16 protein-coding genes and 1 other RNA gene are annotated in these 13,085 nt (G+C 47.7%); 8 read left to right on the top strand and 9 right to left on the bottom strand.

The genetic code is table 11. From position 1 onward, the window contains the following. Positions 1–54 precede the first annotated feature (54 nt). Genes AOT11_RS09525 through rpoE form a run of 4 tightly spaced genes read right to left on the bottom strand, consistent with a single transcriptional unit; the run spans position 55 to position 2,722 of the window. A complete protein-coding gene (locus AOT11_RS09525; RefSeq protein WP_017422616.1) occupies positions 55–525 on the bottom strand; it encodes a SoxR reducing system RseC family protein in 471 nt (156 codons plus the stop codon). Further along, entirely contained in the window at positions 522–1,499 is a 978-nt protein-coding gene (rseB, locus tag AOT11_RS09520) for a sigma-E factor regulatory protein RseB (protein WP_013571111.1), read from the bottom strand. Before rseB ends, AOT11_RS09525 begins: the two co-directional genes overlap by 4 nt. Beyond that, entirely contained in the window at positions 1,496–2,116 is a 621-nt protein-coding gene (locus tag AOT11_RS09515; protein WP_013571110.1) for a sigma-E factor negative regulatory protein, read from the bottom strand. Before AOT11_RS09515 ends, rseB begins: the two co-directional genes overlap by 4 nt. 27 nt (positions 2,117–2,143) lie before the next feature. Then, positions 2,144–2,722: an RNA polymerase sigma factor RpoE gene (gene rpoE / locus AOT11_RS09510; protein ID WP_011079494.1), complete on the bottom strand. Its 579-nt coding sequence runs from the start codon at positions 2,720–2,722 to the stop codon at positions 2,144–2,146. A 350-nt stretch (positions 2,723–3,072) separates the two neighbouring features. On the opposite strand from rpoE, the gene nadB reads away from it, so the two are divergent. Next, a complete protein-coding gene (nadB, locus tag AOT11_RS09505) occupies positions 3,073–4,680 on the top strand; it encodes an L-aspartate oxidase (protein ID WP_026050351.1) in 1,608 nt (535 codons plus the stop codon). Between the two features lie 26 nt (positions 4,681–4,706). Here the strand turns inward: nadB and AOT11_RS09500 are convergent, their stop codons facing one another. Both AOT11_RS09500 and AOT11_RS09495 read right to left on the bottom strand, forming a co-directional pair. Beyond that, positions 4,707–5,075, bottom strand: a complete 369-nt coding sequence (locus AOT11_RS09500) for a protein YgfX (RefSeq protein WP_017422618.1) — start codon at positions 5,073–5,075, stop codon at positions 4,707–4,709. Positions 5,076–5,106: 31 nt separating this feature from the next. Further along, positions 5,107–5,367 carry an FAD assembly factor SdhE gene (locus AOT11_RS09495; protein ID WP_011079492.1) on the bottom strand — a complete coding sequence of 87 codons (261 nt, stop codon included), beginning with the start codon at positions 5,365–5,367 and terminating at the stop codon, positions 5,107–5,109. A gap of 196 nt (positions 5,368–5,563) precedes the next feature. On the opposite strand from AOT11_RS09495, the gene ygfZ reads away from it, so the two are divergent. From ygfZ to AOT11_RS09480, 3 genes are all read left to right on the top strand, one after another. After that, a complete protein-coding gene (gene ygfZ, locus AOT11_RS09490) occupies positions 5,564–6,538 on the top strand; it encodes a tRNA-modifying protein YgfZ (RefSeq protein WP_026050352.1) in 975 nt (324 codons plus the stop codon). Further along, positions 6,528–7,040, top strand: coding sequence for an aminoacyl-tRNA deacylase (locus AOT11_RS09485; protein WP_017422620.1), 513 nt, complete (start codon positions 6,528–6,530; stop codon positions 7,038–7,040). Before ygfZ ends, AOT11_RS09485 begins: the two co-directional genes overlap by 11 nt. 589 nt (positions 7,041–7,629) lie before the next feature. Further along, positions 7,630–7,836 (top strand): DUF1107 domain-containing protein, encoded by a 207-nt coding sequence (locus tag AOT11_RS09480; RefSeq protein WP_011079489.1) that lies wholly within the window; start codon positions 7,630–7,632, stop codon positions 7,834–7,836. A gap of 78 nt (positions 7,837–7,914) precedes the next feature. On the opposite strand, the gene AOT11_RS09475 is transcribed toward AOT11_RS09480, so the two are convergent. The 3 genes from AOT11_RS09475 to AOT11_RS09465 are packed head-to-tail and all read right to left on the bottom strand — an operon-like array spanning position 7,915 to position 10,929. After that, complete coding sequence (locus tag AOT11_RS09475) at positions 7,915–9,150, bottom strand: FAD-dependent 2-octaprenylphenol hydroxylase (RefSeq protein WP_017422621.1); 1,236 nt, start codon at positions 9,148–9,150, stop codon at positions 7,915–7,917. A 13-nt stretch (positions 9,151–9,163) separates the two neighbouring features. Next, positions 9,164–10,339 (bottom strand): 2-octaprenyl-6-methoxyphenyl hydroxylase, encoded by a 1,176-nt coding sequence (ubiH, locus tag AOT11_RS09470; protein WP_017422622.1) that lies wholly within the window; start codon positions 10,337–10,339, stop codon positions 9,164–9,166. 14 nt (positions 10,340–10,353) lie between these two features. Beyond that, positions 10,354–10,929, bottom strand: coding sequence for a YecA/YgfB family protein (locus AOT11_RS09465; RefSeq protein ID WP_017422623.1), 576 nt, complete (start codon positions 10,927–10,929; stop codon positions 10,354–10,356). Positions 10,930–11,175: 246 nt separating this feature from the next. Between AOT11_RS09465 and zapA the strand changes: the two genes are divergently transcribed. The 4 genes from zapA (at position 11,176) to rpiA (ending at position 12,989) form a co-directional block, all read left to right on the top strand. Continuing rightward, positions 11,176–11,487, top strand: a complete 312-nt coding sequence (zapA, locus tag AOT11_RS09460) for a cell division protein ZapA (RefSeq protein WP_017422624.1) — start codon at positions 11,176–11,178, stop codon at positions 11,485–11,487. 5 nt (positions 11,488–11,492) lie between these two features. Continuing rightward, positions 11,493–11,677, top strand: a non-coding RNA gene (gene ssrS / locus AOT11_RS09455) — 6S RNA. Positions 11,678–11,680: 3 nt separating this feature from the next. Next, the gene (locus AOT11_RS09450) at positions 11,681–12,280 is read left to right on the top strand and encodes a 5-formyltetrahydrofolate cyclo-ligase (RefSeq protein ID WP_017422625.1); all 600 of its coding nucleotides are present in this window, start codon (positions 11,681–11,683) and stop codon (positions 12,278–12,280) included. A 52-nt stretch (positions 12,281–12,332) separates the two neighbouring features. Beyond that, positions 12,333–12,989, top strand: coding sequence for a ribose-5-phosphate isomerase RpiA (rpiA, locus tag AOT11_RS09445; protein ID WP_011079483.1), 657 nt, complete (start codon positions 12,333–12,335; stop codon positions 12,987–12,989). Positions 12,990–13,085: the final 96 nt, after the last annotated feature.

Raw genomic sequence — 13,085 nt, 5'->3', positions numbered from 1 at the left:
ATTTCAGTTAAGTTGGCAGATTCTACCCAATTTCAACTCTGGGCGCATCATAATTTAGGCGATAGGTTCACCAAACACTCTCATCAATTCAACTTGAGCAGCACTTTTCTGCTCAAGCGGCTGAGCCAGCTTTTTGGCTAAGAGAATGCCGATAAACGCAAAAAGCATCGAGGTCAGTACCACCGCCCCTTCTCCCATCTCTAGCCATGGAGAAAGCACCAAATGGCCAAACAAAGCCCCCAGCAGCATCGCAACGATAGGCAGCAGATAAACCAATATCGCCGATTGAAGAAGGCTTTGCTCTGGAATACCTATTTCAACCACTTGACCAACGTGAAGTCGTCGCTGGGTCTCTAAATGCCAAAGTAAACTTTTGTTACCAAACGCTTTACTGACAACCCCTGTTCCGCAGCTTTTTTGTGAAGAACAACTGCTGCAACTGGTTTGTTGCTCACAACTCAACGCCACCTCAAACCCATGGTCATTCGGTGTCACTTGGGTGACGGTGGCGAGTGCGGTCATCATTGCGGTTTTGCCTTATTCTGGTTAAGTTCAGCCGTGAAGGTGACCGATTGAGCGATACGCTGCGCAGTGGCTGGCGGAATGTCTCCTACCACAGAAATCTCATGCTCACCCACCACCACACTATGTAAAGTACGGCGGCCTTGACGTACCAATTGGCCTTTCAATGAATGATCGTCTTTCTCTGCGACATAAACAGAGAAACTAAACAAGCCATCAGTGAAAAGCTGGCTTTCCACCAATTGATCCGTCAATGCCAAGCGATAACGGCTTAGATCGTTGGCAACAAATCCTTCCGGAGTCCATGACACACGCCAGTTGCTCTTCTCCACTTCCCCTTTCGGTAAAGTCAGAACAGCAGGTAGCTGCACGTCTTCAAGACCACTCATTAGGTCGGCAATTTTCTGATTCACAGTGTATGTAATGGCACGATACTGCTCAATCACCTCACCGTCACGATCCACTAGATCGGCGCGTAAGGGCAGCTTGCTCTGCTCATCAATCCAAACCACGTAGGAATAACGTAACCCATCTTTCGGCACAATACGGATCACTTGCGTAGGAGAGCCGGCTTCACGTGCTCGGCCAACTTGCACGTAATCATAAAACTTGTGCAGTTGATCAATGTCACTGCCTAACATTGGCATGACCGGGGCCACCATTTCTCCGGCTTGAATGGTAAACGGCTCCACACCTGGTTCTATATAGCTGACTTCATGGCCACGTTTAATCACTTCGCGCACAGGACCACTAAGATAAATCAGATGCGCATACTGCTGCGCTTCTTTACTGGCATGACGATACAGTAAAGGCTCTATGCTGTTTTTCTTGATAAGAATATAAGCTAACTCGTAGCTCAAATTTTGGCTGGCTTCGCTCATTTGATGCAATAAAGCCTCCGCCGGCTTATCGCTGGCAAAGGCTTGGGGAGTCATCACACTGAACAGAGCACAGACACTGAACAGGAATTTCTTCATTCAATTTCCGATGTAGATTGCTCACCTGCAATATGAGATGAGTCACTATTTAATCTTAGCTGGAGCTCATAATCACGTAACATAGCATGAACGCGTTTACGCTGCTCTTGAATTGACGATTCGCTCATCGATTTTTCGACCGATTCACGCGTCAAACTCACTGGCTCAGCACTGCCGGCAAACGGAATTGTCTGCAACACAGGTAATTGATCCGCTTGAGGCGCCGCGGGATCACTGCCACCGTATTGTTGCACGCCAAGGATGACCGCAAGGGACACACACGCCGCAACCGCGACTTGGCCAAACTGAGACAACCACGCTGGTAACTGCCTTCTTGCCTGTTGTGGCAAAGGTTGTGACTCTGGAGGCATCTGAGTAAGCTCAATGACTTTTTGCTGATGTAAACTGTGCGCGGGTTCGTTTTCCAACGCTAATGCGACACTTTCAGCAATATTCCACTCGGGCTGTTGCGGTGCTTCACCACGCATAACATCACCAATTAAGTGGTAATTGCGCCAAGAGGCCAAAACGTCATCGTCTTGAGCGATCTCTTTGATCAAAGCCTTATCGACAATTTCGCCATCCATGAGCGCCGAAAGCTTTTCTTTGTCAGCCATTCTAATTCACCATTGTTGTTACTGGTACTAGCGTTGCAAAAGAGGTTGAATTTTCTTTTCCACCGCCTCACGAGCACGGAAGATACGCGAACGTACCGTTCCTACAGGGCAATCCATTACTTCTGCAATTTCCTCATAGCTCAAGCCATCAAGCTCTCGCAGAGTCATTGCTGTTTTTAAATCTTCTGGTAACGCATTGATCGCACTAAAAACCACTTGCTTCAACTCATTGGACAACGTGAGGTTCTCAGGGTTCGAAATTTCTTTCAAAGCGTTACCTGTCTCATATAATTCAGCTTCATCAGCATCCACATCACTGGCGGGTGGCCTACGGCTCTGGGCAACAATGTGGTTTTTCGCCGTATTCACTGCGATGCGATACAACCAAGTATAGAAGGCACTTTCGCCACGAAAACTTGGAATAGCTCGGTAAGCTTTAATAAAAGCCTCCTGTGCTACATCAGGGACATCACCAGGATTACTAACGTATCGGGAAATAAGATTGCAGACTTTGTTTTGGTACTTCACCACCAAAAGATTGAATGCTTGCTTATCGCCACTCTGAACTCGCTCAATCAATACTTGATCGGTCAACTGCTCGTTCATTCGAGCGGATACTCCTATTCGTTATGCTCCACATATCTCAGATATGGGCAATAATTATGCAAAATGTAGTATTGACACCACTGCTTACTTGAGCACTATTGTGACTCGCGCCAATCAAGAAAGTTCCCACTTAAGTGAAATTTTTTGTCAATTATTGAGGCGCAATGTGATGTAATAAACACTCTCTGTCGCTGATTTTGGAGGGACGGAGTGAGAAAAGCAATGGCATTAATCTCAGATTGCCTTTCTAGCCGATGTAAATCGGCGTTTTTGCGTGTACTGGAAGCACATGATGTGCGGATTTATACAAAGTGAACTCATTCACTTTAGACCGGGATTTTGAAAATTTTATGAACGCAAACCGTGAACATGAATGTGATGTGTTAGTGGTGGGCAGCGGAGCTGCTGGCTTGTCGTTGGCCTTGCGCGTCGCCAATCACTGCAAAGTTATCGTGTTAAGTAAAGGACCTCGTAGCGAGGGAGCAACCTACTATGCTCAAGGTGGGATCGCTGCGGTATTCGATGAATCAGACAGTATTGAGTCACACGTTCAAGACACTCTGATCGCCGGAGACGGCATCTGTGAAGAAGCAACGGTGAAGTTTATCGCTGAAAACGCCAAAGAGTGTGTGCAATGGTTAATTGATGGCGGTGTGCCCTTTGATCGTGAAGAGGACGACTCTGACGACGAACCGCGTTATCACTTAACCCGCGAAGGCGGCCATAGCCATCGCCGTATTTTGCACGCAGCCGATGCCACAGGCATGGCGATGCAAACTTCGCTGCAAGACAATGCTCACAACCATCCTAATATTCATGTTTTAGAGCGTCATAATGCCCTCGACTTGATCACTGAAGACAAAATTGGCGGCGATAAAAATAAAGTGATCGGCGCGTATGTCTGGAACCGAAACCAAGAGCATGTAGAAACCGTTAAGGCGAAGTTTGTCGTGCTCGCGACCGGTGGCGCATCAAAAGTTTATCAGTACACCTCCAACCCAGATGTTTCTTCTGGCGATGGTATTGCGATTGCTTGGCGCGCAGGATGTCGCGTGGCCAATATGGAATTTAACCAATTCCACCCAACCTGTTTATACCACCCAGAAGCTCGCAACTTCCTCCTCACCGAAGCGCTACGCGGTGAAGGCGCTTATTTACGTCGTCCGGATGGATCACGCTTCATGCCCGATTTTGACCCGCGTGAAGAGCTGGCTCCTCGTGATGTCGTGGCACGTGCAATTGACTTCGAAATGAAACGCTTGGGTGCGGATTGCATGTACCTAGACATCAGTCACAAGCCCGCGGAATTCATTACCAAACACTTCCCAATGATCCACTCACGTCTGATGGATTTGGGTATTGATATGACCAAAGAGCCGATCCCCATCGTTCCAGCCGCACATTACACCTGTGGCGGTGTCATGGTCGATACCAAAGGGCAAACAGATTTGCACAATCTCTATGCTATCGGCGAAGTGAGCTACACTGGCCTACACGGAGCAAACCGTATGGCTTCAAATTCCTTGTTGGAGTGTGTGGTTTATGCATGGGCGGCAGCAAAAGACATTTTGAAAAAACACAAACAAGTCGACTTAGCGTCCAGCTTACCAAGCTGGGACGAAAGCCAAGTGACCTGCAGTGATGAAGAAGTGATCATCCAACACAACTGGCATGAGCTGAGACTGTTTATGTGGGATTACATGGGCATTGTACGCACTGACAAGCGCCTTGAGCGCGCACTGCGTCGCATTCAAATGTTGCAACAAGAGACGCATGAATACTACAGTAACTTCCGCGTATCCAATAACTTATTGGAGCTGCGTAACTTACTGCAAGTCGCCGAGCTGATGGTACGTTGTGCGATGCAAAGGAAAGAGAGTCGCGGTTTACACTACACTCTCGATTACCCAGAGCAACTTGAAAACAGTGGCCCGACGATTTTGCGCCCAGAAGAGTAAACCACTTTTATCGCTGTTTATCTTTTTTATGACTTGGGGGACGAATTCAGTTCCCCTTTTTGTTGCCACTGTTTTAGCACAATCATTAACTGTCGATAGTCCGAATCCTGACAACTATCTCGCCAAATCAAATAGCGCCGCCCATTGGCCAGCTTTATTGAAACGAACCACCAATAAAACAACAAACTCAATGACTGGATATGCTCAACCTGCTGTTGATATTTAATGGCCCCAGACGCGTTTACCGACACCGCACCTTGCCATGAGGGATAGCAGAAACCATGTATGGTTTGAAATTGATAGAGGGGGTAAAACAGGGCGACTGCGACAATAAGCGGAAAGGGAGAAAAAAGTAACGCCCAGATGATGCAGATAGCAATCAAGCCATCAACCATCCGAGCGCCACGAGAGTCATTGAGATTAAGGTTAACGAACCTTACTGAGGTTGTGCGCGACAATTTTATCTACCATTGACGCATGACCAAGATTCTCACTTCGTCCATGCCCCATCACCCAAGTAAACAAATCGGGATCATCGCACTCCAATAAAGAGACGAAGTCACGTTGTTCTTGTTCGCTGAGCTTCTCAAAACACTCTTCAAAGAAAGGCATAACAACCACGTCCAACTCTAACATGCCACGGCGACACGCCCAGCGGATACGTGCTTTTTCTTCTGTAGTGTACATCGGCTATTCCCCACCAAAGTATTTATAATTTAGCGCGGAGTGTAACAAGGCTACCGATTTGCCACTAGTAGATATGTCACAAACTGAGTAGCAATCGCATCTCAACAAAGGGAAGTCCCTACATTTCCTCTGCTGACAAATGGTCACTTGCAGATTAACATACCTCAATAAATCGACTTTATGGATAGCGAATAACATGCAATCGACTCAACCAATCCAACGATGTGCACTTGGCAGCCAACAAGCGTTACCAGAGCTCGCCGTCAGCTTATTAGATAATCTTGGTCTGATTACCATGACAGGTAACGATAAAAAATCGTACCTTCAAGGTCAGGTGACTTGTGACGTTGTTTCCTTAGAAGCGGATCAAGTGACTTGGGGTGGCCACTGCGATGCAAAAGGCAAGCTGTGGAGTGCCTTTCGTCTGTTTCATTACGGCGACGGCTACGCAATGTTGCAAGATAAGTCAGCCATTGACGTGGAGTTGCGTGAACTCAAAAAATACGCCATCTTTGCCAAAGTTGAAATCAATGTTAGCGATGCCATCTTGCTGGGCGTTTGCGGTGTACAAGCGGAGCAAGCCATCGCGAAACTGACCAACAATGCAGAGGCGGCAGTGGTAAGCTTTGCCCAAGGGACAGCGGTAAAGATCTCACCACAGCGCTGGTTATTGGTCGTAGACGCAAACCAACAAGATGAAGTGCTTACCATGTTGGCGACAGCACAGTTGTGTGACCACTCTCTTTGGGATCTTTACGATATCCTAGAAGTCTCTCCACGCATCCCTGCTTTTGCCCAAAATGAGCACATTCCTCAAGCGGTAAATTTGCAGGCGGTAAATGGCATCAGCTTTAAAAAGGGCTGCTATACCGGCCAAGAGACCGTTGCACGAGCCAAATATCGTGGCATCAACAAGCGAGCTCTGTATCGACTCTCCGGCGCCATAGAATCATCAGCCACAGAGACAACGATCAGCTTGGAACGCAGTGTGGGTGATAACTGGCGCGCGGCTGGTGAAGCATTGGTGAGTTATCACTTTGATGATGGACGAGCGACCGGACTTTTTGTGCTACCAAATGACCTAGAGCCCGAGACGCAATTTCGCCTGGCAGGTCAAAGCGAGCAACTGTGGCAACGAGAGCCCCTACCGTATTCCCTCGATGACGAATAGTGATTTGTCGACAGCATTGACCCGCTATCTTGATGAGCAACAGGTGCCCTATCGTCTGTTGCCTCATCAAACACCAGCCACCACCATCGAAGACGCAGCCAAACAGCGGGGGATTCGTCCTGCGCAAATGGTCAAATGCATTTTGCTGCGTGATATGAGTGATCGCTATGTACTGGCGTGTGCACCAGGCGATCGCTCTGTTGATCCGAAAAAAGTCAGAGCATTAATGGATTATCGGCGCATGACATGCGTCGACAGTTCGCAAATTTATGCAATTACAGGATATCAACTGGGCACGGTTACTCCCCTCTTACTCAAAAAAACCATGCCGATTGTCTTCGACCATGCACTTCAAGCGGAGTCGATGGTCACCATCAGCAGTGGAAACAATATGGCAGGACTGGCTTTATCGTTAACACACCTAGCCCAACTCACCTCTCCCATCTGGGCTGACATTTGTCGTTCTAGTGAACTAGGCACATTATTGACTCACCAAAATTAATCGATTTCGCTCACAAATTGTGATCAACCTCAAATCAACAGAAAAATTCCACTGGAATTTTTAGTCACATTAAAAACATAAATAGTCAATGCGGTTATTTTAGGATAACCTGAATTTGTTGATTGACCGCTCAATGAGTGTTCAGTTGACCCAAGTGAATCCACTGACCTTGGTCAGGAAATCCACTTTTGTGTAATGCATCTGTGACTATTCGCCCGCTGTTGCGGGCTTTTTTTTTAGGACCCAACCTATTCGAGTGAATCTTTTCCCCATAAATAGCCACCTCATAGTGCGTAACAAATAATTACCAACTATTCTTATTCTTGTAACAAAACTATTGCTTAATGCGTCACGTAAAACATGAGTGACCATGATTCGAAAAGAGACAGATAACATTAAGGTTCCGTTTGCATGACCATTTTGAGCTTAACCTCACTAAATTGAGGGCAATTATCGGGAAATTTGTCTAGCTCAGCACAATTATCTAAACACAAAAGACATAGCTCTATTTTAATCCAGAGATGTCACACATTTAAGTCACAGTAACTGTTAGACTAGCGGAGCTGATTGAGAAAAAAGGAAAGTAAGTATGAGACTGTTTAAGCGCTATACACCAGGTATGATTGCTAAACACGTGAGTCGACTATTTAAGGGAAGAATTTACATTTACGGCGTAGGAAAATTTGAGTTTGATAATGGTAAATTGATCCTGCCAGCAAAAGCTGAGCAAAAGCATTTTCAAACCGTGAAAGAAGTCAATCAGGAGATCATGAAGCTGCGCTGTGCTTACGCTTAATTGTCTTGTCGATAAAACAAGATAACCCGCTGAATTCGAAAAGAGAAAGGGCTGATTTTCAGCCCTTTCTTTTTATTATCACGATGAGCGAATCTGCTCTGGTTGACGACGTTTCGCCAACTCAGGAAGCTCGCCATCCAACCCCAACGCACGTCTCATTATTTGCTCTTTAGCACCCGGAAGGTGCCCTGCCATTGTCAAACCAACGCCACGTAAGAACTTTTTCAACGGATTAGAGCCGGCAAACAACTCTCGAAAACCTTGCATCGCGGCAATCATTTGCGCCGCTTCCGCTTTACGCCAACGCTCGAAACGACGCAGGTTTCGTTTGGCCCCAATGTCTTCACCACGTTGCCAAAGTGCGAGAATCTCTTGCGCTAGACTGGCTGCGTCCAGCAAGCCCAAATTCACGCCTTGCCCCGCCAATGGATGGATTGTGTGTGCAGCGTCACCGATAAGGGCGACACGCTCTTTGACAAAATCTCGAGCAAAACGCATTTTCAGGGGTACGCTAAAGCGCTCCCCAACGACTTCACACAACCCCAAACGCATATCAAATTCGGCACTCAGCGCCTTATTGAACTCACTGTCTGACATCGCCATCAAACTCGTTGCGCGCAGGGATTCAGTCGACCACACAATCGAGGTCATGTTCTCTTCAGACATTGGCAGGAAGGCCAACGGTCCTTGAGGAGTAAAAATTTGACGTGCAACGGAGCAATGTGGCTCGACGGTGCGAACATTGGCTACAATCGCAGAATGGCCATAATCCCAATGGGTTAGCGGGATATCCTGCTGACGTCGAACCCAAGAATTGGCGCCATCAGCACCAACCACCAATTTGGCCGTAAGCGCCTGACCATTGTCGAGCGACAACCACACTTCGCTCTCTCCTACACTCATCGATTGACACTGACAAGGCATCAGCACCATCACATTATCCAGCTTGTTAACCTGCTCCAAAAGTGCCAGTTGAATGACGCGATTTTCAACAATATGGCCAAGATCCGGCTGTGCCATCGCATCCGCACTAAAGTCAATGTGGCCAAAACTGTCTTGATCCCACACTTCCATCGCCACATAAGGAGAGGCTCGTTTTTCCACAATGGATTGCCAAGCACCCAGATTTTTTAAGATATGTTCGCTGGAACGACTGAGCGCGGAAACTCTCACATCCGGCAGTTCATTCATTTGCAGATTTGGAGCCTGCCCTTCAATCACTGCGACACGCAAATCGCTCTCTTTAAATGCCGCGGCCAACGCCAGTCCGACCATGCCACCGCCAACGATCGCCACATCCACACTTTGTATCATTTTGTTTTACTCGCTATCGGCTCACCAGACCTAATGTCTGGCGTAATAGTGGCTGTTTCAGCCCAGAAAGATTATCCATCACCACTAACCCGAGGTTGCGAGCCACTCTGAGTGCAAGGTAATCATTAGAGAAAAGGTGTACCAAACTGGTCGTCATCCATATAGTGTTCTGTCGGTCACTACAACGGCGCTGCTTAAAGCGCATAAGAGAAGAATACGCCCCAACATCATCAAGCTGCTTGGTGATCTCTTCGGCCAGTGAGGCCACATCACGAATGCCAAGATTAAACCCTTGCCCAGCAATCGGATGTAGGGTTTGCGCCGCGTTACCCACCACCGCGAAGCGATGAGAGATGTTCTGCTCTCGATGGCGTAATATCAGCGGATAACTCGCCCTCATGCCCACTTTTTGCATTTGACCTAGCCGCCAACCAAATTCTTGCTGTAAGCGTTCCAAAAATTGCTCGTCAGATAACAACATCACCTGCTCGGCTAAATCCGGAGGCAGACACCATACCAAAGACATGCGATTGTCAGACATCGGCAGCAACGCTACTGGGCCATGTTCAGTAAAGCGTTCAAACGCACGCCCACGATGCACCTGTTCTGTCACAACATTGGCAATGACAGCGGTTTGTTCAAAATCATGCTGCGCTAGGTTCATGCCCAGTTGCTGGCAACAGTTGGAGACTGCCCCATCAGCGGCCACCAGCAATTTCGCTTGCAGCGTTTCTCCACTATTCAAATGCACCGAAACGCTATCGGTGAATCGCTCAACGCGGTCGACTGCGGCAGGGGAGTAGAGAGAAATGGACTCACAACGCTGCAATAACGACTGATAGATACGCCCAACATCCGCCAGCTCCACCACATAACCCAGTGCGTCAACGCCAACTTGTTGCGCAGAAATATCGGTCATTGCCAGATGAGAGCGATCAGATACGTGAATATCCGTAATCGGCGTGGCACAAGGTGCTATCGATGGCCAAAGCTGGAAACGACGCAAAATATCCACGGTGCCATATGAGAGTGCTATTGAGCGAGAATCAAACCCTGGGTGACTGGTATCCACCTGATAAGGCTCGACAACTGCGACCTTCAATTGGTTGTCCGTCAGGTGCGAAAGTGCCAAAGCAAGCGTCGCCCCAGCCATTGCTCCTCCAGCAATTACAACATCATATTGCGTCATTTCCGCCCCTCAGATTAATGAATGGTCGGGGTTTCAGGGGAAGGCGTTTTGGCGCCAAACTCCGCATGGATCAGCAACGCACATGCTTTAACATGCTCAATAACGTGTTCCAGCAGCTCTGCTTGCTCTTGCAAATCGTCGTCTTCATCAACACCGAGACGAGCCATCTCTTCGAGATCCGCCAGTGCTTCTTTCGCCTCTTCTGACGCCTTGTCGAGTGCGGCTCCCGCTAAGCCCAAACCAGAAATATAATGATTAATCCAATCAGAAAGAGTGTCCGCCAGCGCAAAAATGGCGTCTTCACCTTCTGTGTTTGGCAACAACAGGTTTAACACCATCTCATCACTGGTTAACTGAGCTGAAGTCACGTTAAACAACGCTTGCGCCTGTTCCAACGCCGCACTCGGCCAACCCATGCCATCATTGGTATAATCAAACAACATTGGCTGCCAACTGTGATCTTGCTGTGACAAACCACCACTGATCATGCCTGCAAGTAATCCATGCAATTCCGCTGGGGTTACCGCCAGAGTGGCCATTTTCATTTCATCAGCAACGACTTGGTAGCTTGGAAGTTGATTTTTACTCATTGTCTTTCTTCATAGTGATCATCTGTGGGGAGTAATCCTACCATTTAGCGCCTTGAGCGAAAACGATGATAAACGCGTTTTCTGCATAGCAAATGAGCAAATTGTCCAATAACTGACTTCTTGTTGTCACATTTATCTCAAGACGTTGTGAAATGCTTGAATCTTGATAGCGCTTTACCTATAGTTTGTTCCTCAGTCGTTGTTGAGTACAGCATCTCAGTTCGCGCGTTATAGAGTTAATCCATCATGAGCAACCAAGCGGTAGACGTTGAAATTCTTGGCAAAATCACCCGTGTTAACTGTCCTTCAGGGCAGGAAGAGGCGTTGGTCGCAGCCGCTCAAGATCTCGATGCTCGTTTGAAAGAGATGAGCGAACGTACTAAGGTAACTAATGAGATCCAGTTACTGACTTTCGCGGCACTGAACATCTGTTATGAGCTCAACAGCAAGAGCAGTGCTAGCAATGAACAGCAACAATTGATTGTAGAGCGAATGGAACAGCTCACCGATTCGCTTGATAAAGCGCTAATGAAAGTCACGCAAGGATCGGCGCAATAACAGCATTTACCCTAGAGTGTTTGTCAGCCGGATTAAAGTCCCTGAGCCGATAAGCAACACCAAAGGGTTGGTACTTGATCGCTATTGAGCAAGCTTGGCCCGTACCGAGAAGCCTACGGTAATCATTGCCGATCCGCCTTGAACCAGCTGGTTCAAGGGCCACAATCCGCGACGGCACTCTGGGGTATCCTCTATGCAAAATCTTTCCCGGCAAGACATCCGCACACTTATCCGTCAAAGACGCAATCAATTATGCAGCGATACTCAATATCAAGCTGCGCTGGATTTGACTGCCCACTTTGCCCAGCTCAATGAACTCACTGACGCGCAACACATCGCCCTCTATCTTTCTGCTGACGGAGAGCTCGATACCAAACCGTTGATTGAATGGCTTTGGGAGCTGGGTAAGCAAGTGTACCTCCCGGTGATACACCCTTTTTCCAAAGGGCAACTTCTTTTTCTTCACTACCATCACCACACCGATTTGATCTACAACCGCTACGGTATCCTTGAGCCCAAGCTTGATAAACGTCATATCATCCCACTCGCAGAGCTTGATTTAATTTGTACGCCACTGGTCGCCTTTGACAGCGCGGGGCAAAGGCTCGGTATGGGAGGCGGCTACTATGACCGCACCTTAGAGCGTTGGTTTCGCACTGGCTTAGGTGCCAAGCCTATCGGTATCGCCCATGATTGCCAGCATGTTGAGCAGCTACCTTGCGAAGTTTGGGATATTCCTTTGCCTAAGATCGTGACCCCAAGCCAAATCTGGCAATGGGAAAACGACGTTTAACTCGTTATAATCGCGCGGCACGAACTATCCTTCATCAATTCAGGAGATGAGCATGACTCAAGATGAAATGAAAAAAGCCGCTGGTTGGGCAGCGCTCAAATATGTGGAAAAAGGCAGCATTGTTGGCGTAGGAACAGGCTCAACGGTTAATCACTTCATCGATGCTCTTGGAACCATGAGTGAAGAGATCAAAGGTGCGGTATCCAGCTCTGTTGCATCAACAGAGAAACTTGAAGCGCTAGGCATCAAAATTTTTGACTGCAATGAAGTCGCCTCTTTAGACATTTACGTTGATGGCGCGGACGAAATCAACGCAGATCGTGAAATGATAAAAGGCGGTGGCGCGGCGCTCACTCGCGAGAAGATCGTTGCGGCGATTGCGGACAAATTTATCTGTATTGTTGATGGTACAAAGGCTGTCGATGTTCTTGGGACCTTCCCTCTTCCTGTTGAAGTCATCCCAATGGCTCGCTCATACGTTGCGCGTCAATTGGTTAAACTTGGTGGCGATCCTTGTTACCGCGAAGGAGTGATTACTGACAACGGTAACGTCATCCTTGATGTTTACGGTATGAAGATCACCAATCCAAAACAACTGGAAGATCAGATCAACGGCATCCCAGGTGTCGTCACTGTCGGCCTATTTGCTCATCGCGGTGCTGACGTGGTCATTACCGGCACTCCAGAAGGTGCAAAAATTGAGGAATAAATAGCTGGTTTTGCGCTATTTTCCGTTATTTGATTACAGACGGCGCCCAAGGGCGCCGTTTTTTATGACTTTCTTGAAGAAAATTATCTCTTATTC

Origin of the sequence: Vibrio vulnificus NBRC 15645 = ATCC 27562 (genome assembly GCF_002224265.1) — a bacterium.
In the GTDB taxonomy this organism is placed as follows: domain Bacteria; phylum Pseudomonadota; class Gammaproteobacteria; order Enterobacterales; family Vibrionaceae; genus Vibrio; species Vibrio vulnificus.
This window is presented reverse-complemented; position numbering and strand designations above follow the sequence as displayed.

Excerpts from the sequence above, each read along its gene's own strand:
- ygfZ (WP_026050352.1), top strand. The coding sequence starts at position 5,564 with ATGCAATCGACTCAACCAATCCAACGATGTGCACTTGGCAGCCAACAA.
- AOT11_RS09465 (WP_017422623.1), bottom strand. The coding sequence starts at position 10,929 with ATGAGTAAAAATCAACTTCCAAGCTACCAAGTCGTTGCTGATGAAATG.
- nadB (WP_026050351.1), top strand. The coding sequence starts at position 3,073 with ATGAACGCAAACCGTGAACATGAATGTGATGTGTTAGTGGTGGGCAGC.
- AOT11_RS09480 (WP_011079489.1), top strand. The coding sequence starts at position 7,630 with ATGAGACTGTTTAAGCGCTATACACCAGGTATGATTGCTAAACACGTG.
- AOT11_RS09515 (WP_013571110.1), bottom strand. The coding sequence starts at position 2,116 with ATGGCTGACAAAGAAAAGCTTTCGGCGCTCATGGATGGCGAAATTGTC.
- rseB (WP_013571111.1), bottom strand. The coding sequence starts at position 1,499 with ATGAAGAAATTCCTGTTCAGTGTCTGTGCTCTGTTCAGTGTGATGACT.
- AOT11_RS09475 (WP_017422621.1), bottom strand. The coding sequence starts at position 9,150 with ATGATACAAAGTGTGGATGTGGCGATCGTTGGCGGTGGCATGGTCGGA.
- ubiH (WP_017422622.1), bottom strand. The coding sequence starts at position 10,339 with ATGACGCAATATGATGTTGTAATTGCTGGAGGAGCAATGGCTGGGGCG.
- AOT11_RS09500 (WP_017422618.1), bottom strand. The coding sequence starts at position 5,075 with ATGGTTGATGGCTTGATTGCTATCTGCATCATCTGGGCGTTACTTTTT.
- AOT11_RS09450 (WP_017422625.1), top strand. The coding sequence starts at position 11,681 with ATGCAAAATCTTTCCCGGCAAGACATCCGCACACTTATCCGTCAAAGA.
- zapA (WP_017422624.1), top strand. The coding sequence starts at position 11,176 with ATGAGCAACCAAGCGGTAGACGTTGAAATTCTTGGCAAAATCACCCGT.
- AOT11_RS09485 (WP_017422620.1), top strand. The coding sequence starts at position 6,528 with ATGACGAATAGTGATTTGTCGACAGCATTGACCCGCTATCTTGATGAG.
- AOT11_RS09525 (WP_017422616.1), bottom strand. The coding sequence starts at position 525 with ATGATGACCGCACTCGCCACCGTCACCCAAGTGACACCGAATGACCAT.
- rpiA (WP_011079483.1), top strand. The coding sequence starts at position 12,333 with ATGACTCAAGATGAAATGAAAAAAGCCGCTGGTTGGGCAGCGCTCAAA.
- AOT11_RS09495 (WP_011079492.1), bottom strand. The coding sequence starts at position 5,367 with ATGTACACTACAGAAGAAAAAGCACGTATCCGCTGGGCGTGTCGCCGT.
- rpoE (WP_011079494.1), bottom strand. The coding sequence starts at position 2,722 with ATGAACGAGCAGTTGACCGATCAAGTATTGATTGAGCGAGTTCAGAGT.